Source organism: Legionella nautarum (assembly GCF_001467895.1).
In the GTDB taxonomy this organism is placed as follows: domain Bacteria; phylum Pseudomonadota; class Gammaproteobacteria; order Legionellales; family Legionellaceae; genus Tatlockia; species Tatlockia nautarum.
This window is the reverse complement of sequence record NZ_LNYO01000024.1, coordinates 632,727-651,575: the sequence shown is the minus strand read 5'-3', so window position 1 is coordinate 651,575 and position 18,849 is coordinate 632,727. Positions and strand designations below refer to the sequence as shown.

Sequence of the window (18,849 nt, the reverse complement as noted above, 5' to 3'; positions counted from 1 at the left end):
CCAATAAAGTTTGAACATTAGGGGGTGACCGCCCCCTCATTACAAGGATTTAACATGACAGATTTTATATCAATTTTGAAAAATACTGTAGTGGCTTCGACAGAAACCGGAGTTACAGTAACTAATCAATTTAAGAATATCAGTGGAGATGAATTTCTCCATAAACTGAGGCAAGTTCCGGATGGCAATAAGGATGGAAGCCATTTTATAAGAACCTCTTTGAACGAAGTAGAAATGGGGCAGTGTATGTCACGGAATGATGCCAACACTGATAGCATGGCTAATCTGCTTGTGATTGATTGTGACAAACACATCGATGATAACGGCTGCGAAATTGATGGCGCACCCGATCCATTATTAATTCATCAAACCTTAAAAAGGATGAATATAGGTCATGTGATTTATGGTTCGTATTCACATTACGCTGGAAATAAGGGCAATCGATACCGGATTATTCTAGCAGTCGAGCAACCTTATTCTAAATCACAATTACCCGCTACAGCAGAAGCTGTGATTTTACTGGTTAATGAAAATATTGAAGGACATTTACTGGCATACGCTAAGGAAAATAATGTATTTGCTCAAGCATGGTACTACTCTCGTAAACCAGTAGGCTGTCAATCTACATTGCTGTATTTTGAATATCTGGAAGGTTTGCCCGTAGCAGTAATTGAACCTCAGGATTTGCCACCAAGCACTCAAACTCCTCTTTGTAATAAGCAGCAAGCATCAGGAGATGAGCGATCGCCCATACAAAAATTTAATGAAGAACATCAACTGGTCGATCTTTTGATTCAATATGGATATAAACGCAAGTTAATAACGAGCGATCATGAAAAATGGTTATCACCAGAATCTTCATCCGGTGTTGCTGGTATCACAGTTAGAGGTAATAAATTTTTTAGTCATCACAATGATCTCTTCAATGATGGTTACTGGCATGATTCCTTTGACCTCATGAAGGGTAGAGAAGGACTATCAGAAAAAGACGCCATCATTAAAGTATCACCGAAAGTTACAACACAAAATGATAGAGCTGGTATTAACAATCACATGATTAGTCAATGGCCACAACATACAACCCCTCAACCCTTACCGGAGCCGAGGCCTGCTGTTATGCCATTTCAATCATGTATGCTACCAGAAGCGATCAGGGACTATGTTTTTGATGTGGCCGATCGTCAACAGAGCTTACCTGATTTTGTAGCTGTGGCTGCAATAGTAGGGTTATCTGGTCTCTTAGGACGCAAAGCATTAATTTGTCCCAAGCAACTTGATGATTGGTCAGTAACTCCTAATCAGTGGGGAGCTATCATTGGGCGACCCTCAGCAATGAAAAGTCCCAGCATGAAAGAGGCTCTCAAACCCTTACGTCAGTTTGATACAAATGCTGCGCAGCAGTTTGAGGAAGACAAAAAAAATTACGAAGAAGAATGCCAGTTAAATGAATTGGAAAAACTTGCCGCAAAAGATAAGGCAAAAAAAGCTATAAAAGCTAACAATCGTCAACAGGCAAAAGAAGCTCTTAAAATAATGGATTGCGCTGCTTCACCTGTACGCCAACGATTGGTAGTGAATGATGCCACCATAGAAAAATTGGGTGAATTATTAAACGAAAATTCTAACGGTTTGATACTGGTGCGTGATGAGCTATCAGGCTGGCTGGCAAAACTGAATAAGGAGGAACATCAATCTGATCGCGCCTTTTACCTCGAATGTTTTGATGGTAATGGGCATTACACCTATGACCGCATCGGTCGCGGCACAATTGAAATTCAAAATTGCACTCTTTCAATTATCGGAGGAATTCAGCCAAGCAAAATTGCCACGCTGGTTCGAGATGCTATTAGAGGCACGTCTGATGAGCGTTTTCAATTGGCTATATGGCCGGATGATATTGGCAGCTGGGTGTGGATTGATCGTGCGCCTAATCAACAGGCAAGGACAAAATATTACGCTGTATTTGAAATACTTCACAAACTCCATTTTAATACCCAAAATGAAGAACCATATTGCTTCCGTTTTACAGATGAAGCACAACAGTTATTTATTACATGGATGAAGGAAATTCAAGATACTGCGCGTAACCCTGATATTCATCCAACCCTTGAAAGCCATATGTTAAAAATGCCACAAACCATTGCTGGTTTAGCATTGCTCTTTGAAATAATTGATGGTGGTCGTAAAACTGTTGGAATAGAAGCTACTGCGCGCGCGTTAGATTGGGCAGACTATTTACTGAGCCATGCTAAACGCCTATATAGCCTTGCTATAAATCATAGTCTCGATGGCGCAAGACTCATTTTGGAACGTAAATCCAAGCTGCCTAGCCCCCTAACAGCGCGCGATATACAACGCAAAGGATGGTCAGGGCTTGATAGTATTGACGCGGTTAATGATGCTCTAAATTGGCTTCTTGATTATGGCCATATTCAAGCAAAAACGTTAAGCGCAGCAGATACAAATGGGCGTCCCAAAATTGTTTATCAATGGATTAACTCTAAACAAGCCAAGGGGAATTAATATGGGACGCTGGCTAAAAAAATTAGATGATATGGACATGAGCGAACCGACAAAACTGACACAATCTTCTGTCGGTTTTGTCAGTACCACTTCGGAGCATTTCAATAAAAATAATGCAGTAACATTCGATCTTATTAACTTTGTCGAGAAATGTTGCGTAAACCTAAAAATTGAACCTAAGCAAGTTATTGATGGGCTGTTATCTTCCGATGACGAACAAGACATAATCAATGGTGATATACCTGCGGAATCATTACGCTTACACATAGAACTATGGATATCCTCAGGTAAGCCGCATTACTCAGGCAAAGCGCAAAGTAAATAATTTATAATCATAAAGGAGGAGTTATGCCGAACCTTGATACAGCGCAAGATAAACAGCTTTATACCCCACAGGATATGACTGAGGCAAAAGAGAAATTTAACAGGCATATCATTGATGAAAATGCTATTGCAACCAGCAATATCAGAGCTGAGAAATTTGACATGGATAAGGCCAAACAGAAAAGCAGTGATGCTTTGATCGCTCTGGATGTAAATGGTGGCCTGCAATCAATGCTTGCCGCACAAATGTTATCTATTCATGAATTACAACAGCGAACAATGACCTATGCTAATGCCATTGATAGCATGGAACTAAAGAAGTACTACACAAATACAGCAGTAAAATTAGCCAATTGTTTTGTACAACAAGCCAACATACTAGCAAAACTACAAGGTGTTGGCGGTCAAAAAATCATTGTTGAACGTGTCGATGTCCATCAAGGAGGTCAAGCGGTTGTTGGTAATATTCAAGGGGGTATGGGTAATAAGGAAAAATCATGAAAACAACCTCAAGAACCGAGCAAAAACACTATGCTTTCGAATCTGCGGCTAGATGTGGAGCAAGAACAAAAGGTAATCATGGTCAGCCTTGTCGCTGCCCTGCGATCAAAGGTAAAGCACGTTGTCGCGTTCATGGAGGAGCAAAAGGTTCTGGCGCTCCACGATATAATCTTAATGCTTTCATGGGGAAACAACAAGTGAAGCCAAGGCTTTCAAGAGAGAAATTAAACTCACTATTCAGTACAGTAAGAATATTGTCAAAGAACTTGTCTAACTATTTAGCTACAAAGCGAATTTCAATTTTAAAAAAGTCATAGATGGTGGGAGGGGGTACCGGGGTTTTCGCGGATGGTAGAGTCATCCGGTAACGCACAACTTTCTCAGTATCTCTGCCAGCTCATTTAGCCTGAATTATTGTTTTTCTAATCCCGGATTATTCGGATCTAATTGAATTAATTTATAATACTCTATATCTGATAATTCCTTTTCTAAAGTTTCCACCTCATCAATTAAAGTTATTGCTCTTTCATCATTGGTATTTATTATTCCTCGCCCGTACACTTCATCTATCTTAATGCTCATTGAGTTTAATCTAACAGATAAGGGTGGATGGCTATCGGTTGGATGAGGAGTATGAGTCTTTCCAACTTCATCTTTCATAAAATCTTGAGGAAGGGCTTCGCAGATGCTGGAAAAGAAGGCTGAGAGATTTATAATTTGTTTTCCATTGGCTAGATTTTCTTTCATTTTCTGTTGTGTGTAATCCCAAACATGCTGGTATAGATGCGCTTTAACCAGAGCACCCCCCATCTCTTCTTTAGAGGTTATTTTCATACCAACACTATCAGCATTAAGCTCTCTTTGCCGACTTATAGCTTTTTCTGACGTCATAAAAGCCGATATGAAAATATTCATAAAAACGAGCGACGGAAAAAATGCCAACTGTGCGATTCCATCTTTATTAGAACCATCTAATGAAAGAACAGTATCAGTGGCTCCTCGGTATATTGGATAAAATTTCTTGCTCCACTTTGTGTCCTGACCAATGAAATGCCCCATCTCATGCCCAATAATCGCAGAAAATTCCTGCTTAGAAAGAGACCTGCAAAATGGCAGCGATACAAATAGACTCCTACCGTGAATTTTACCATCTAAACATAATACATTAGCCTCTGTTACAAAGAAGGTTGGCTCCATACCAGCAATAATAGTATCAGGTGGTTCAGTACCTATCATTTTTGCTAGTGATTCTACAAAATTCCATATAGTAGGATAGGCATCTTTACTTAATATTTTCCCAACAACTCTGGTTTCTACGTCCTTTATTGGTAAGACAGATTGGATAAAAACCCTTATTGCCATTATTCCAGCTCCAATACCTAACCCGACTATCAACCCAATATGAACTTTCCCCCAGTAAAATGACTCTGTGAAATAGATACTAAAAACAAGTATCCCGGCATTAGCAGCAACCAGTATTGCCGCAGAAATTTGTGAGATAAATAACCCTGGTTTGAAAAAATAAAAAAGGAAATTCCTATTCTGCCGTGAAAGTAAGCCGAGACTAAAGATGAAAACGAAAACTAATATTGTAAAAATTATCGTTATTGATGAAAAATATGTTAAATTGTTTATTTGATCGAACTCACTACAAACAGCAGAAAAAGCTGGATCTAAATTATTTTTAGAGCAAATTACTTTAAGTTTTATTTGCTCAAGAACCTGCTGGTTTTGTTTTAGATCTACCCCTTGTTTCTCTTTAAAAATTCGAATCATTGCCTCTTCGTATTGTTTCTCATATCCATTTGAAACCACGCTGCCAACTAGTATACCAATCGAAGGTATTAAGCTTACTAACACCACAATATAAATAATAAAAATCCCTTTTTTAAAATTTTCCATAAACCCCTCAAACAAACTCTGTGGCTAGATATAAGATCTTATTTATTATCATATTGTAGACCATACTTAATTCATTAACTGTTATACAACGTGCTTAAGTTCAAGCAGTTTCTTTCAAATTGGCTACATCAACTATAATAATAAAAAAATTAATAGAGCTTATATGTGAGCAAAAAAATAAAACGATCCAATGAAGCCACAGAAATTAAAAATGGGATACGGGATCAACTTACCTATATAAAAAACAGTTGTAAGTTATTTGATTCAGGATATAAAGAAGAGGCAATTAGGATCGGGGGAGCCATCAATGTATTATTAGAAAATAGACCTCGTTCAAATTCGCAGGGCTTATTAAGAAGAATTACTTCTCCAATACAGCTGTTATCCTCTATATCAAGCAAACAAAACATAAATACAGAAAGGCTTCTTGTATTAAAAAATAAAAATATTTCTGAAGTAAAACATAAAATAGAATTGCTCAAAGAGGATATTAAATTAAAAAAACAATTCTTGCTTTCCTTTATATTGGATTCTAATGAATGGTATTTTTTCGCATTTGACAATGAACACAATGAAATTTCATGTCTCCTTTCAAATTTAATTAATCACCTAAATTTAAAACGGGGAGGTAAATTATTAATCGGCAATTGGGTAAATTTATATACCAATGATGACAAAACAATACAGCCTATTGGGAAGAGAATAGTTATTCAACATTTAAATGCTTTATTAAATCATGATGCTGAATATATTACAGGCCTTTATTTTCCAATGATTGATAGTATTTTCGATCCAAAAGCACCAATCCTGTCAAATTCAGAAACAAGGTTTGTTGATATCAGCTGTTGGTTAGATGAAATAATTTTTTCTATAATGGATGACACACGTGAATATCATCTATTAACTCGAAAAGAGTTAATAGATTCTGCTAGAGATCAAGATGGAGGCGGCCACTATGACTTACAACTGGATATAATGGGTTACTACAAAAGCAAGTATGGCGAAAAAATCATGGAGGAGAATGGCAAGGATATCACAACAGCAAATTTCCATTTGATAATGCTGAGACAGTTAGGTTATGAAATATTAAACTCACCTTCTATTAATGAAGCTCTCTAAAACTTAAGGCGCTCACTTACTAAAAAGTGTACCCCAGAAAATTAAATGGAAAAAACGAGCTTGAGATTCTAACTATAACTTGCTGATTTCAAAGGGAATTTATTGGTCGGGACGGAAGGATTTGAACCTTCGACCACTAGCACCCCATGCTAGTACGCTACCAGGCTGCGCTACGCCCCGAAGTTGGATGGGGATAATAACTTGTCTGTTTTGAAAAGACAAGGAGTGTATTGTCAAAGTTGGTTTATTGCCTGGTATCCCTGCTCCTGATCACTACAGGTAGCCTATTTAATTATAGCGAACACGTCAAACAACATTGATTGTTTTTATTCCTTTAGGTACAATATTTACACAAAATAAACTAGCTATCACAATTCAATCGCTTCACTAAGATAATTTTTACTTAATATTTTTAAAGTATCATAGGGTTTTTGAAGCTTTGGCATTTAGAGGTAAGTAAATGTTTCACTATTATAGTTTGCAAGTAAAAGACGGGCCGACTTTTTTTTTCAAATTCGGAATAGAAGGTGAGAAGAGATCTTTTTTTCGACTTGATCCACAGGATCGAAAGAATCCGAGATGGGTTCCGATTAAAATAAAATCTCAAAAACAATCTGATCTGTTTTATGAATATGAGCTTGAGCCAGAGGAAGGTTCTTCTGTTACAACTACTCTAAAAGAACAACATTATAAGAATATATATTGCTCTTCAGACTTGATAATAGAAATTACAGACAGAACACAAGGTTCCTGTACACCTTGCACATTATCTCATATAAGAGATGAAAAAATAAAATCCTACCTTGCGTCAATATCTCAGCAAAAAGAGAAGCCGCAAACGCGGAGCGGTGCAGATAAGTCTGAAAAAGAAGAGCCGGTTAAATCTAGTGCACCCACTAAGACTGGGCGATCTAATCCGACCTCTTCTCCATTTTTTAACAAAAAATATGATAGAGACTATGTTATAACTACTGAACAACGTAAATTGTTAGAGGCTCATAAGACAGATTTAAACAATCGCCGGACTGACTATAGCCTCCTAAGCTACGTCTGTTTGTTATTTTGTTGTTTTAGCCAAGGCTTTTCTAAGCAGGAAAAAATTGCACAAATTACCCGATTGCTCAAAACCGGTACAGCAGATTCTAGAGTGGTAGAGAATGGATATACGGGTAGCATAGTATTAGGTATGCAATAACCGATTAACCCTTGTATGGTGCTTTGCAATTGTTTTTTACATGGTGCCATCTGCTGGAGATCCCTCGCTACGCTTGGGATGACGTGGGAGAGTTAAGTCTTCTTTTAGCTTGCTAAAAATATAGGCTTTTTTGGGAAGGGCCATTAGCCTTGGCCCTTCCTCAGCGTTTCTTTTCTGCAATTAACCAAAGGCATTTATTCCAGTAATATGCCGTCCTAATACCAGCGTATGCACATTGTCAGTCCCTTCATAGGTAAACACAGATTCTAAATTCAGCATGTGGCGAATGACGTGATATTCTAGGCTGATTCCATTTCCACCCAGTAGATTACGGCAATTACGGGCGATTTTTAAGGCTTCTCTGCAGGCATTTCCCTTTGCTAAAGAAATCATCGTTGGGGTTTCACGCTTTTGATCTTTTAAGCGGCCGATTTGCAAATTCATCCATTGCGCTTTAACAATTTCGGTATACATAGCGGCTAAATCTTTTTGAATGAGCTGAAAAGAGGCAAGCGGTTTATTGAATTGTTTGCGCTCAAGTAAGTAATCACGGGTGATATCAAAACAAGCCATTGCAGCGCCCATTGCTCCCCAAGCGATGCCATAACGTGCCTGGCTTAAGCAACTAAGTGCAGCACCTAAACCTTTGTCGCTTTTAGGTAATAAATTTTTCTCAGGAACGAAAACATCTTCAAACACTAGCTCCCCAGTAATTGATGCGCGCAAGGACATTTTTTGCTTGATTTCAGGACTGCTAAAACCTTTGGAATCTCTTTCAACAATAAAACCGCGAATCCCTTCATCCGTTTTCGCCCAGACGATGGCAATATCCGCGATCGGCGCGTTGGTGATCCACATTTTTGCGCCATTTAAGCGCCATCCACCGTCTACCTTTTTGGCATAGGTACGCATACTTGCTGGATCTGAGCCTGAATCAGGTTCGGTAAGACCAAAGCAGCCAATGATTTCACCTGCCGCCATCGCAGGGAGAAAACGCATTTTTTGTTCTTCGCTGCCATAGCGAAAAATGGGGTACATGCATAAAGAACTTTGCACAGACACGAAGCTGCGCAATCCACTATCACCTCGCTCTAATTCTTGGCAAACCAAACCATAGGCGACATAAGAAGCCTCAGCGCCGCCATATTGCGCAGGTAAAGTAAGACCTAATAAACCTAATTCCGCTGATTTTTTTATAAGCTGTTTTGGAAATTGGGCATGCTCATAAGATTCTACCATGAGTGGAATCACATCATGGCTTACAAAACGCGCAACGCTATCGCGGATCATACGTTCATCATCATGCAGTTGTTCATCAAGAAATAATAAGTCGTCCACGATCTTTCTCCCTTTTAACTGAATTTAAAGCTATGACAGCTTCAATAATAGAATCACGACTAGGCAATAAGTATTGCCAGGCGGTACCTAATGGAATGAAACAATCTTCACCCGTAATCCGTTTTATTTTCAGGCGATTTGTTGCCTGCTCAACCAACATTGTCATTAATCCTTCGCTCAACGAACCAGATTGTCGACCTTCGTCTACGATTAATACGCGTTTTGCTTTGGCAACTTCATGGAGAATGGCTTCGTTCGGTAAAGGACTAAGCCAGCGTAAATCGACGACTTTGACTGCGATATCGTGTTTTTCTTCAAGAATTTTCGCAGCCTGTCGCGACAAATAGCAGCCATTGGCATAGCTCAGAATGACAGTCTCACCATCACCATAAACCCCAACCTCTCCTGGTTCAATCGTTTGCTCAACGGGCGGATAATCAAAAAGCCAGCCATTGTCACCTGTTTCATGCAAATCTTTCGTCATATATAAAGCGATGGGCTCGAGAAACACCACAATGCGTCCTTCTTCCTGCGCAATTCGCATACAAGAACGCAGCATTTTCGCTGCATCAGGACCATTCGAAGGACAAGCTACAATCACACCCGGTAAATCTCGTAGCACGGCAATCGAATTATCATTATGAAAATGGCCGCCAAATCCTTTTTGGTAAGCTAAAGAAGCAATGCGAATAACCATTGGGTTTTGATATTGGCCATTGGAAAAAAAGGATAGCGTCGATGCTTCACCACGCAGCTGATCTTCGGCATTGTGTAGATAAGCTAAAAATTGAATTTCAGGGACAGGCAAAAATCCATTATGAGCTAAGCCAATTGCTGTCCCCAAAATAGTGGTTTCATCAAGCAGGGAATCAAACACCCGTCGTTGGCCGAAACGAGCTTGCAAATCGGCAGTCACCCGATAAACCCCGCCTTTTTTACCCACATCTTCACCAAAAACCAGCATATTGGGGTATTGCATCATCAGATCAGTCAAGGCGAAATTGATGTGCTGGCAAAGATTGCGTTTTAAAGTCAATTGGTTAAAAGCACTGCCAAATACCTGTGCACGCTGTGTATTATCGGGCGGTAAATAAATGCGTTTCTTACGAATTTTGGGCAATAAAGAAGACATAATTTCTTTTGCACTTGTCATTTTAGGTAAGCGAATTGCTTCCATGGCCTTCGCTTCAATCAACGTTTTATTATCTTGATATAAATCCAAGATTGCCTGGGGCGTCATCCAGCCTTCGCGACATAACAAGCTCGCCGTGTGTAGTAAAGGATCATTCGCTTCACGCCGTTCAATCTCAGCATTCGAGTTATATTGTGATTCAATATCAGAACCCGCATGACCTAAGAGCCTTACACATTTCATGTGTAAAAAAACCGGTTGTTTCTTAGTTCTTGCAAGATACTCCGCCTGCTGCGCTTTCAAATAGATATCGGCAAGGTTTAAACCATCGCAAGCTAGGTAATGCCAGCCTGGGCGTTGTTTGATTGAGGTTTCAATCCAACTGTTAGGGGTGGGAACAGAGATGCCAATGCCATTATCTTCACAAATAAAAACTAAGGGTAATGGGTATTGCTGGGTAGCAATCCAAGAGCAGGCATTTAAGGTTGTTTGCGCGGAGGCATGATTAGTCGAGGCATCACCAAAGGAGCAGAGAATGACCGAATCGGCTGGTAATTTTGAGTGAATTTCTAATTCCTTCGCCCGGGTGATGGAAATAGCGGCTCCAAGCGCTTTAGGCAAATGAGAAGCAATGGTCGACGTTTGCGGAGGAATGCTCAAAGGGACACTACCAAACACTTTATGACGTCCACCAGAGATAGGATCCGCGGCTGCAGCTACTAGCGATAGCAAAATATCTCGAGCGCCATCACAACCTTGCACTTGTTTCCCCCGCTGTAGATAAAACGCAGCACTTCGATAATGTAGAAAAGCCATATCAGAGGCACGAAATACCTGGCCAAATACAGCATTGCCCTCATGTCCACTACTGCCAATCGTGTAGTAAGACAAGCCTTTTTCTTTTAATTGGCGCGCAATAAGGTCTAAGAGTCGGGATTTAATTTGAGAGTCAAACAGTTCAACGGTAACTTGTTTATCCATTCCAGCCTGTGCTGGACTAGTTGAACTTAGTGCTGGAGGGAAATTTGTCTGGCTCACGCGGTTAATGAATTGTTCATCGACAACACTAGCTCTGTCTAACATCATTTATACACCCTGTTCATGAAGTCTTCTTAGCAGACTTCTTAGTCCTTTTTACAGCGATAGGTTAAGTTACCACCACATCGGCCGATACAATGGGAATCAGTATAGTGAAATGGCTTTATAAATGACAAGCAAATTAAAGGAATAATGCGATGCCTGTTGATCTTTCAAACACCCCGAGTATTCGACTCAACCCAACACAAGAACTGAAATTAACCAAGCCCGATACCGAACTCTACGTTGGCCAGGTTTTAAAAGCTGTTGTCGTCAAACAACTCGCTGAAAATCAAGTACTTATCAATATTAATGGTGAGAATATTAATGCTCAAACTTCACAACATTTAGAACCAGGTGACTTACTACAAGTGAAGGTTATGAAAACCGATGAGGGAACGATTGTTTTACAGGTATTACGTGAATCGCCCCCATTAACACCCATGGAAGCCGCTCTGGCAAAAACTTTGCCTAGACAAGCGCCCGCTACTCATTTTTTTGCAACGTTGGCTGCCCTTGAAAATATCAATTTACCACCAGTTGTTAGGCAACAAATAAATGCATTAGTCATGAGCATTAGCTCTATCACTGAATTTCCGCAACAATTGAATCAAGCGATAGCTAATAGCGGGCTTTTTTGGGAAGCCAATTTATTGAGCTGGCGACGCAATAACAGCTCAGCTAATCTACAAAACGATTTTAAAGGTCAATGTTTACGCTTGCTACATACACTCATTAATGAGGGGGCTAAAGCGGTACCTAGCCCACCGTTGCCGGCCAATTCACGAGAATCCTTGCCTCTTCCTGGGGCAATTCCTCAACCTATGCATCAATTACTTGCCCACTCCTTTGCAGAAAAATCAATGGCAACTATTTTAAACGTTCTCCGTGAACAGACCGAGCAAGTTTTGGCTAGAATTAAAACCACTCAATTGACTAATTTGCTGCAGCATGCAGATCAACCTTTTAGCCTGATGCTCGATCTCCCCTTACGTACTAATTCTGGCGTAGATATTATTCCTATACAAATTAGAGAACATCGCCAAGAAGCGGCTGAAACTTCAAATTGGTCGATAAGTTTTGCTCTAAGCTTGGCTGATTTAGGCGATATTCAAGCGCAATTAAAAATGCAAGATATGGCGATTGATATCCAAATTCATGCTGAAAAGCAAAATACCATTGAACTTTTGAACAATCAGCAAAAAACGTTTGATGAACTATTAACGAATCTCGGTTTAACCTTACGTTTATGGAATGTGCATTTAGGCTTAGAAGAACCTAATATTGATACCTGCAATTTACGGCTACTGGATATACGGATATGAAGAAAGATAAAACGCAAGCAATTGCACTTCATTACAATGGAAAATCAGCACCTAGAGTGACTGCGAAAGGTGAAGGAATGATTGCGGAACAAATTATCAACGCCGCCAAAAAACACGGCATTCCTTTACAAAAAAACGAAGAATTAACTGCTTTACTTTCCGAAGTTAAATTAAGTGCCGAAATTCCCCCCAAACTTTATCTAGCAGTCGCTCAACTTTTAGCTTTTCTTTATTATCTGGATACCAACCGATCTTCCGATTGATTCAGTTTGCCGGCTTAGCGATTAAAAATAGTAAGGTTCGCATGATCATCATTGATAAGCTGTTCATTTGAACTTTCCATTTTAAAACTGCCACTACTGGTCAAATAATCAACAGAAATGCCGGAATAACCATCAGAAAATATGAGAGTACCACAGATATTCGCATAAGGACTTCTATCATTAGTACCGTAGATAACCAGAGTAACTTGTCCTGGTGGTAAGATACAGAAACCCTTGTCGACTAGGCTCCCCTGTTCGCAGACTTTTACCCCAGAGCGGTCAAAAAAAACGTATCCCTCACGCTTAATGCATGGTTGGTTTACGATAAACCAAGTTTTAGCGGTCTCATTCCGAATTGTTCTCTTTTGTTGGTAAGCATAGCTGTTGGAGGAAATTAAGAAAAAAATAACACTGAAAACAGAGAGAGGTAAAAAAAACATTTTCATGATGCCACCTTATCAACAAGAAGTCTGCGAATTGTCCATAAGCATTAAGAAGTTAACAATGATATTACAAAAGAAAAATAAACTGGAGAATATTGAACAAATAATCTACAATTTGACCTGAGAATAACATTTTGAGGTTAATTATGAAATGGATAGCACTAGCCCCAATGATTGTTTTTCTAGCAGCCTGTGGCTGTTGTACTAATACCGGAGTCCTGGAATACCGCTCCGTGACTTATACACCCACAGTAGTAGCAGCTCCAGCAATCGTCGCACGACCAAGAGCTGTTGTTGTAAGGCCTATCTACTATGACCCAGTCACCATCATTGATACTGATCCTATTGATGTGACCACTACGACTATCGATTACTACTAAGGTCATTCTAAAATTAGGCTGAAAGTTCTTTACTCATTTGAGAGCTTTCCAGCCTAATTCTTCTCAAACATTTATTCACCCTTAAAATAATAGTAAAATAGAAGATTATCGCTTTAAAAAACAATCTACCACGGTAAAACTGCCAAGCAGTACCTCAAATTAAACAGTGTGAATTAGGTAAAAAAATGAAACCATATGTAATTGTAACTTTTTATAAATTTGTTTCCCTTAATGATTATGAGTTGATGAGGGAACCACTTTTAAAAGTAATGAAAGACAATCAAGTTAAAGGGACTATTATTTTAGCAAGTGAAGGAATAAATGGCAGTTTTTGTGGTAAAGAAGAAGAAATTAAGCCCTTAATGTCTTATATAAAAACCCATGAGAATTTACAAGATTTAGTATTTAGACCCACTTATAACGATTTCAATCCTTTTGCAAAAGCCAAAGTCAAATTGCGCAAAGAAATTGTCACTTTAGGGGTAGAAAATATTAACCCGCAAGATCTTTGTGGTATTCATTTAGATGCAGAAGAATGGAATGAACTACTAGCTGATCCTGAGGTCGTTCTGATTGACACAAGAAATGACTATGAAGTTGAACTTGGAACCTTTAAAAATGCAATCAATCCTAATACAGAAAACTTTAGAGATTTCCCTGAGTATGTACAAACACATTTAATCGAGAAAAAAGATAAAAAAATAGCTATGTTTTGTACCGGTGGTATTCGCTGTGAAAAATCCACCGCTTATCTCAAAAAACTGGGATTCAACGAGGTCTATCAATTGAATGGTGGAATATTAAATTATTTGGAATCCGTTTCGAAAGAAAATTCACTCTGGGAAGGTAGTTGTTTTGTTTTCGATGACCGTGTTGCACTTGATCAAAAGCTAAAAGGTTTTGAAAAAGGAACGATTGATACTGAGTGGAAAAATAAGCATAAGAAAAAGCAACCTATTGATTAGGGGCTTTTTGTAATTAAGGTGAGAGTCCATAAACCTAATGGCACAAACCTTAAAGCTCCCTCTCCGCCTACATACCGCCGCTTATCTACGGTACCCAGGTAGCTTTTTTCATACGGAGATCTCTGGAGCCCACAAGAAAGTCGCGGGATGTAGGTATAAGTTAAATAGAGTTAAAAAAACCTTAAGGCTGCATCATTAAACCTTGGAGCGCGTAGTCAGAGCGGCGGGAATTCGCCTTAACTTAAGAGCGCTTTAGCTCAAGGTTTTATTCCATTGCAATTAAAACTGTAAATCAAATACACTCTTTATATGCTGTTGATTTTCCTTTCGGCGCGCTTCCTTTTCCGCTTTCTTTTCGGCTTTCTTTTCGGCTTTCTTTGCGGCTTTTTCCGCTTTTTCTTCGGGTGTAGCTGTCCCTTTTAGGCCACCAAAGAAAGTACCGCTCCCCCCTTTTCTGTTTTTGTGTCCTGCTCCTACTTTAGGGAATAGAATACCGCTCCCTCTTGTCTTTTGGGGCTCATCTGCTTCTTTTTCGCCATCTTCTACTTTTCTTGCACCAAATAGAGTGCTCCTGTAACTACCCCCCTTACTTCTGTGCCTAGCAGAGGGAGGGGCTTTCTCTTCTACTTCTAGTTCATGTGCTCGTTTATCATCAATATATTGTTTTATATTTTCCCTGATATGGTCGAGTATCAGCTTAAGCTCATCAGGCTTGTCAATGCCATTTTTCTTAAAAATAACATTCATAATTATTAAAACAAGGTTAGGTATTTCATTAATTTCATCAGGAATATTAAGACCATTTTTCTTGAAAATTTCCTCATGTTTTTTTATCATTTCAGGAGAGAATTCATTTATCCTATATTCATTTATCCTGGCTTGTCCGAGAGGATAAAGAAGGATAGCTAAATTTTCATTGACTTCCTCAATAAAACTATCTAGACCTTTTTCTTTTGAAAAATTCTCGAACATGAACATATATAGTTGCTTAATGGCTATTGCAACATTCTCAGTATTTTCTTCAATTTTTTCTAAGTTTTTATTCTCTGATTTTCGCCTTTGTGATTTTTCAAGCTCTTCAATTTCTTTTAACCTTTTATATTCTTTTTTGTGTGTGTCTTGAGGGGAAAATTCGGCTGGCTTTTTAGGCTGAAGCGTGTAGGATATTTTATATAGACCTGAATCGTCCTTATCCATAACTAGCACTGCTTCTTTTACTGAAGCATCTTCTTTCTCTAGTGGGACATAAGCGTAACAATCATCTCCTCTAGTTCTATATTTGCTAGTATAATCATTTAAAGTTTCAAGCAAAAGTTGTTTTAATTCAATCTCGATTAAATGACCTCTAATTTTTTTAATGTAAGCAAGCCATCTTTCCTCGAGATTTTTAATGTGCTCTTCTTTTTTTCCATCTAATCCATCGGGTTCTTTCTCGAGTTTATCCATGTCATCGAGACATCTTTCCACTACTTCTTTAGCTAAGGTAAGGTCGTTTTGATAAGCTCCTAAAAAAGGAATGCCATATTCCTTAAACAATTGTGGTTTATTTTTATCACGTAAATTTCCGTGTGCCTCATCTACTAGGCTTGTAATGTCCTCCGCCCTTTTTGATAATCCTTTGTGTAATCGGGTAATAGGCATTTGATTAAGCGCTGAAAAAATAGCTACAGAGCTTAGGCCATCATTTAGCTCCCAACTTTTAGTCAGAATTAAAGCCCATCGTTCCATAATTAAAATACGTTCACCGTAATTTTGGGGGGCCGTTTGCAAAATTTCTTCAGTAATGCGCTGGGTGATTCTGTTATAAAGTTGGGTGTATTTTTCAAGGTTATGAGGTATGACGTTAAGATTCTTTAATTTCGTTTCAGCAAATTCGTTAACTATATTGGGAAAATTTGTATATCTGGGGGGAGGAATTTCGATATCGTTAGTATCTTTAACCTGGCCGATTACATAAAGGTAATTTAAATATTCTTGATCTTTCAAACCTTTTACTGCAATAGCTCCAATACATTGGTAAGCCTGAGCGGCTAGCTCTGTAGCTACCATTCCGGCAAGTGCATCCTCTATAAGAAATAGATCATTGGCAACCTCTTTTAAAACCTTTTTGGGTAAGTATAATTTTAATTTCTCGAGAGGACGGAAGGGATCTAAGCCTAGTTTAAATAAGTTTTTAGAATTATTGATTACTTTTCTTGCTTGCTCTGTATCCATTTCTTTAATCATGGATTTATCAAGTTTTTTCTGCATTTCAAACTTCCTTCTATTCAAATTTACTTATGCAAAATGTAAATTATCTCAATCAAACAAAGTGATTCTCTATTGATCTCAATGGTCATTTTTGGCACTTTATTATTTTTGAATAAGTTTTGCAAGAAGTATCTTTTTTGAATTATTAATTCTTTTTAGGATATTGAAATTTTTTCCTCTTGATTCAACAAAATTGATAGAAAAATCTCTTGTTTTTTATGAAAATAAAAACATTTATAACAAGCTGTTTTTGTTAGATATTGATAGAAAACATTGTCTTTATTTAAAAATAATCGAGTAATATTTTTAGAAATAACTGGCATCTTTATCTTTAAAATTATATTTGCTAATAATGATGAATCGTATAAAATCTTGGAAAATAGGTCTCCTGCTTAAAAAACATCAGCTTACTAGCTGAAGTATTAATTTTTTGGATAAAAATATGTTTGGAATAGACTTAACTAATTTGCTTACCTTTAATTTGTTTACTCATAAAGAACAACAATCAGATAAAGCCATTAAAAAGACCTCAGGTTGGTCAGAAGAAACCAGGAATCAATTTCATCCTGGCGTTATTATTGCTGCAATAAGGCTTGATAGTGTTAAATACTCTCCCTATCCTCACAGTACAATAGGCTTAGCCGAACTCGCTAGTCATACTACAGGCCAAGGTAGGGAATATTTTCAGCGGGATGTAACAGTAAATGGTGGGGTTGCAGGATTTAATTTTATTGTTCTTCCTCTTTTAGTGACGATTCGACGTCATTTAATCGAATCATATCCTGAGATTGCTAAGTTTGCTGAATCATTGTCAGAACGTAATTTAAAAAAGATATTTAGATCACGAGAAGATACAGCGCATTTGATTGAAGAAATTGAAGAAAAATTTGGTAAGACGATCACTGTTCAACCCTTAGATATACCTAAAGATAGGCTGAATGAAATAACTATAAAATTACAACAAAAATACGTTCAAAGGGCAACCCTAACTCCGTTTCTGGGAGCCCCATCTGAAGAACCACTGCCCTGTAGATTATAGTCCTTCTGCCTAGGTACCGAGGCTTGTCCGATATCCATGCGATCTTTTCATATAGAGATCTCTAGATCCCTCGAACAAGTCGCGGGACGTCGACCAAAGAGCTGATGCTCTTAACTTTAGATCAGTTAGAATAAGAAAAATTAGCGATACTACGCAGGTCTATTGATATCCTTAAAAGTATATTTTTTCTTAGCTTAGTCTATATCATAGACAAAAAAATTTCAGGAAGGCCAAGTAATAAGCAAAAGTGGAACCTACTGAATCCCTTCCCGTTGACGTATTTGAATACCAACTACTCTAAACCTAAATGAACACTCTTCACCTCATCATAACTATTTAAGCTTCCTGTATTCCCTCCTTGCGTGCCTGGACCAGATTGTTTATGCCCTCCAAATGGAGTCAAAGGAGAGAAATGATTGCAGGCATTGATGGCTACATTTCCCGCGTCCAATTGCTCGCTTAGCCGCATTGCTTTTGTACCAAGAGCACGCTCAAAACCAGTAAGCAAATTGTCAATAAAAGCATCGCGTGTAGTCTTATCTTGGAAGATCTGCATGTGATCAAAAATGATGATATTAATACTAGCTGTCAACCAGATCATAATAAATGATGCATCCAACTCTGCATTTATTTCTTTTATCTGCTGCAAATATTGAATGGGCTCTAACCAATTAGTCGGTGCTACGGGATTGCCCGCTAGCAGTTTGCTTTGTTTAACCTCCATGTATTGCCACTGCAATATACGCACAAGCTCCGGACGCTGAGCGAAGGCATCAAGCTGTTGGTTGAATATCATTTCCAAAAATAAGCGCAGTGATTTAGGTTTGGGATCTACAGGTGTCAAAGAAATACTTTCAACCACATGGTTTTTTACTTTTTTCCAAAGCTCACTCTTACTTCCGAAATGATGAAAAATTAAGGTTTCATTTACCTTGGCAGCCTTAGCTATGGCTTGCGTGCTAGTGCCGGAAAATCCCTTTTCCGCAAAAAGTTTGCAAGCTGCTTTCAAAATCTTAATACGTGTTTTGTCAGCGACCTTACGTTGCACTTTTTCTTTGCTCATTACACTTTCT

The 18,849-nt window shown here is 38.4% G+C and carries 17 protein-coding genes and 1 tRNA gene; 11 read left to right on the top strand and 7 right to left on the bottom strand.

Features of this window, described 5'->3' with window-relative positions:
• The first annotated feature begins 219 nt into the window (after positions 1-219).
• The 4 genes from Lnau_RS14580 to Lnau_RS14565 are packed head-to-tail and all read left to right on the top strand — an operon-like array spanning position 220 to position 3,665.
• Positions 220-2,523 (top strand): YfjI family protein, encoded by a 2,304-nt coding sequence (locus tag Lnau_RS14580; RefSeq protein WP_162263208.1) that lies wholly within the window; start codon positions 220-222, stop codon positions 2,521-2,523.
• Between the two features lies 1 nt (position 2,524).
• Entirely contained in the window at positions 2,525-2,848 is a 324-nt protein-coding gene (locus Lnau_RS14575; protein ID WP_058505852.1) for a hypothetical protein, read from the top strand.
• A gap of 23 nt (positions 2,849-2,871) precedes the next feature.
• Positions 2,872-3,348, top strand: coding sequence for a hypothetical protein (locus tag Lnau_RS14570; protein ID WP_058505851.1), 477 nt, complete (start codon positions 2,872-2,874; stop codon positions 3,346-3,348).
• Complete coding sequence (locus Lnau_RS14565; RefSeq protein WP_238585987.1) at positions 3,345-3,665, top strand: hypothetical protein; 321 nt, start codon at positions 3,345-3,347, stop codon at positions 3,663-3,665. Before Lnau_RS14570 ends, Lnau_RS14565 begins: the two co-directional genes overlap by 4 nt.
• 94 nt (positions 3,666-3,759) lie before the next feature.
• On the opposite strand, the gene Lnau_RS14560 is transcribed toward Lnau_RS14565, so the two are convergent.
• A complete protein-coding gene (locus tag Lnau_RS14560; protein ID WP_058505850.1) occupies positions 3,760-5,250 on the bottom strand; it encodes a M48 family metallopeptidase in 1,491 nt (496 codons plus the stop codon).
• Between the two features lie 165 nt (positions 5,251-5,415).
• Here Lnau_RS14560 and Lnau_RS14555 point away from each other — a divergent pair, with 165 nt between their 5' ends.
• Entirely contained in the window at positions 5,416-6,369 is a 954-nt protein-coding gene (locus Lnau_RS14555; RefSeq protein WP_058505849.1) for a hypothetical protein, read from the top strand.
• Between the two features lie 103 nt (positions 6,370-6,472).
• Here the strand turns inward: Lnau_RS14555 and Lnau_RS14550 are convergent.
• Positions 6,473-6,549 (bottom strand) — tRNA-Pro (locus Lnau_RS14550).
• A gap of 280 nt (positions 6,550-6,829) precedes the next feature.
• On the opposite strand from Lnau_RS14550, the gene Lnau_RS14545 reads away from it, so the two are divergent.
• Positions 6,830-7,564, top strand: coding sequence for a hypothetical protein (locus Lnau_RS14545; RefSeq protein WP_058505848.1), 735 nt, complete (start codon positions 6,830-6,832; stop codon positions 7,562-7,564).
• A gap of 180 nt (positions 7,565-7,744) precedes the next feature.
• Here the strand turns inward: Lnau_RS14545 and Lnau_RS14540 are convergent, their stop codons facing one another.
• On the bottom strand, positions 7,745-8,902 hold the full coding sequence (locus Lnau_RS14540; protein ID WP_058505847.1) for an acyl-CoA dehydrogenase family protein: 1,158 nt from the start codon (positions 8,900-8,902) through the stop codon (positions 7,745-7,747).
• The gene (locus Lnau_RS14535; RefSeq protein WP_058506022.1) at positions 8,880-11,117 is read right to left on the bottom strand and encodes a thiamine pyrophosphate-dependent enzyme; all 2,238 of its coding nucleotides are present in this window, start codon (positions 11,115-11,117) and stop codon (positions 8,880-8,882) included. The genes Lnau_RS14540 and Lnau_RS14535 overlap by 23 nt, the downstream gene beginning before the upstream one ends.
• Positions 11,118-11,269: 152 nt before the next feature.
• Between Lnau_RS14535 and fliK the strand changes: the two genes are divergently transcribed.
• Positions 11,270-12,436 (top strand): flagellar hook-length control protein FliK, encoded by a 1,167-nt coding sequence (gene fliK / locus Lnau_RS14530; protein WP_058505846.1) that lies wholly within the window; start codon positions 11,270-11,272, stop codon positions 12,434-12,436.
• On the top strand, positions 12,433-12,699 hold the full coding sequence (locus tag Lnau_RS14525; RefSeq protein WP_058505845.1) for an EscU/YscU/HrcU family type III secretion system export apparatus switch protein: 267 nt from the start codon (positions 12,433-12,435) through the stop codon (positions 12,697-12,699). Before fliK ends, Lnau_RS14525 begins: the two co-directional genes overlap by 4 nt.
• Before the next feature lie 14 nt (positions 12,700-12,713).
• Here Lnau_RS14525 and Lnau_RS14520 read toward each other — a convergent pair whose 3' ends face one another.
• A complete protein-coding gene (locus Lnau_RS14520) occupies positions 12,714-13,145 on the bottom strand; it encodes a hypothetical protein (protein ID WP_058505844.1) in 432 nt (143 codons plus the stop codon).
• 143 nt (positions 13,146-13,288) lie between these two features.
• Here Lnau_RS14520 and Lnau_RS16250 point away from each other — a divergent pair, with 143 nt between their 5' ends.
• Positions 13,289-13,522: a hypothetical protein gene (locus tag Lnau_RS16250; protein WP_083503850.1), complete on the top strand. Its 234-nt coding sequence runs from the start codon at positions 13,289-13,291 to the stop codon at positions 13,520-13,522.
• Between the two features lie 185 nt (positions 13,523-13,707).
• A complete protein-coding gene (trhO, locus tag Lnau_RS14515; RefSeq protein ID WP_058505843.1) occupies positions 13,708-14,487 on the top strand; it encodes an oxygen-dependent tRNA uridine(34) hydroxylase TrhO in 780 nt (259 codons plus the stop codon).
• A gap of 279 nt (positions 14,488-14,766) precedes the next feature.
• On the opposite strand, the gene Lnau_RS14510 is transcribed toward trhO, so the two are convergent.
• Positions 14,767-16,737: a RasGEF domain-containing protein gene (locus tag Lnau_RS14510; RefSeq protein WP_058505842.1), complete on the bottom strand. Its 1,971-nt coding sequence runs from the start codon at positions 16,735-16,737 to the stop codon at positions 14,767-14,769.
• Positions 16,738-17,179: 442 nt separating this feature from the next.
• Between Lnau_RS14510 and Lnau_RS14505 the strand changes: the two genes are divergently transcribed.
• On the top strand, positions 17,180-17,776 hold the full coding sequence (locus tag Lnau_RS14505; RefSeq protein WP_058505841.1) for a hypothetical protein: 597 nt from the start codon (positions 17,180-17,182) through the stop codon (positions 17,774-17,776).
• A 292-nt stretch (positions 17,777-18,068) separates the two neighbouring features.
• Here Lnau_RS14505 and Lnau_RS14500 read toward each other — a convergent pair whose 3' ends face one another.
• Complete coding sequence (locus Lnau_RS14500) at positions 18,069-18,839, bottom strand: TetR/AcrR family transcriptional regulator (protein ID WP_058505840.1); 771 nt, start codon at positions 18,837-18,839, stop codon at positions 18,069-18,071.
• Between the last annotated feature and the right edge of the window lie 10 nt (positions 18,840-18,849).

Excerpts from the sequence above, each read along its gene's own strand:
- Lnau_RS14525 (WP_058505845.1), top strand. The coding sequence starts at position 12,433 with ATGAAGAAAGATAAAACGCAAGCAATTGCACTTCATTACAATGGAAAA.
- trhO (WP_058505843.1), top strand. The coding sequence starts at position 13,708 with ATGAAACCATATGTAATTGTAACTTTTTATAAATTTGTTTCCCTTAAT.
- Lnau_RS14510 (WP_058505842.1), bottom strand. The coding sequence starts at position 16,737 with ATGCAGAAAAAACTTGATAAATCCATGATTAAAGAAATGGATACAGAG.
- Lnau_RS14500 (WP_058505840.1), bottom strand. The coding sequence starts at position 18,839 with ATGAGCAAAGAAAAAGTGCAACGTAAGGTCGCTGACAAAACACGTATT.
- Lnau_RS14535 (WP_058506022.1), bottom strand. The coding sequence starts at position 11,117 with ATGTTAGACAGAGCTAGTGTTGTCGATGAACAATTCATTAACCGCGTG.
- Lnau_RS14505 (WP_058505841.1), top strand. The coding sequence starts at position 17,180 with ATGTTTGGAATAGACTTAACTAATTTGCTTACCTTTAATTTGTTTACT.
- Lnau_RS14520 (WP_058505844.1), bottom strand. The coding sequence starts at position 13,145 with ATGAAAATGTTTTTTTTACCTCTCTCTGTTTTCAGTGTTATTTTTTTC.
- Lnau_RS14560 (WP_058505850.1), bottom strand. The coding sequence starts at position 5,250 with ATGGAAAATTTTAAAAAAGGGATTTTTATTATTTATATTGTGGTGTTA.
- Lnau_RS16250 (WP_083503850.1), top strand. The coding sequence starts at position 13,289 with ATGAAATGGATAGCACTAGCCCCAATGATTGTTTTTCTAGCAGCCTGT.
- fliK (WP_058505846.1), top strand. The coding sequence starts at position 11,270 with ATGCCTGTTGATCTTTCAAACACCCCGAGTATTCGACTCAACCCAACA.
- Lnau_RS14545 (WP_058505848.1), top strand. The coding sequence starts at position 6,830 with ATGTTTCACTATTATAGTTTGCAAGTAAAAGACGGGCCGACTTTTTTT.
- Lnau_RS14575 (WP_058505852.1), top strand. The coding sequence starts at position 2,525 with ATGGGACGCTGGCTAAAAAAATTAGATGATATGGACATGAGCGAACCG.
- Lnau_RS14570 (WP_058505851.1), top strand. The coding sequence starts at position 2,872 with ATGCCGAACCTTGATACAGCGCAAGATAAACAGCTTTATACCCCACAG.
- Lnau_RS14565 (WP_238585987.1), top strand. The coding sequence starts at position 3,345 with ATGAAAACAACCTCAAGAACCGAGCAAAAACACTATGCTTTCGAATCT.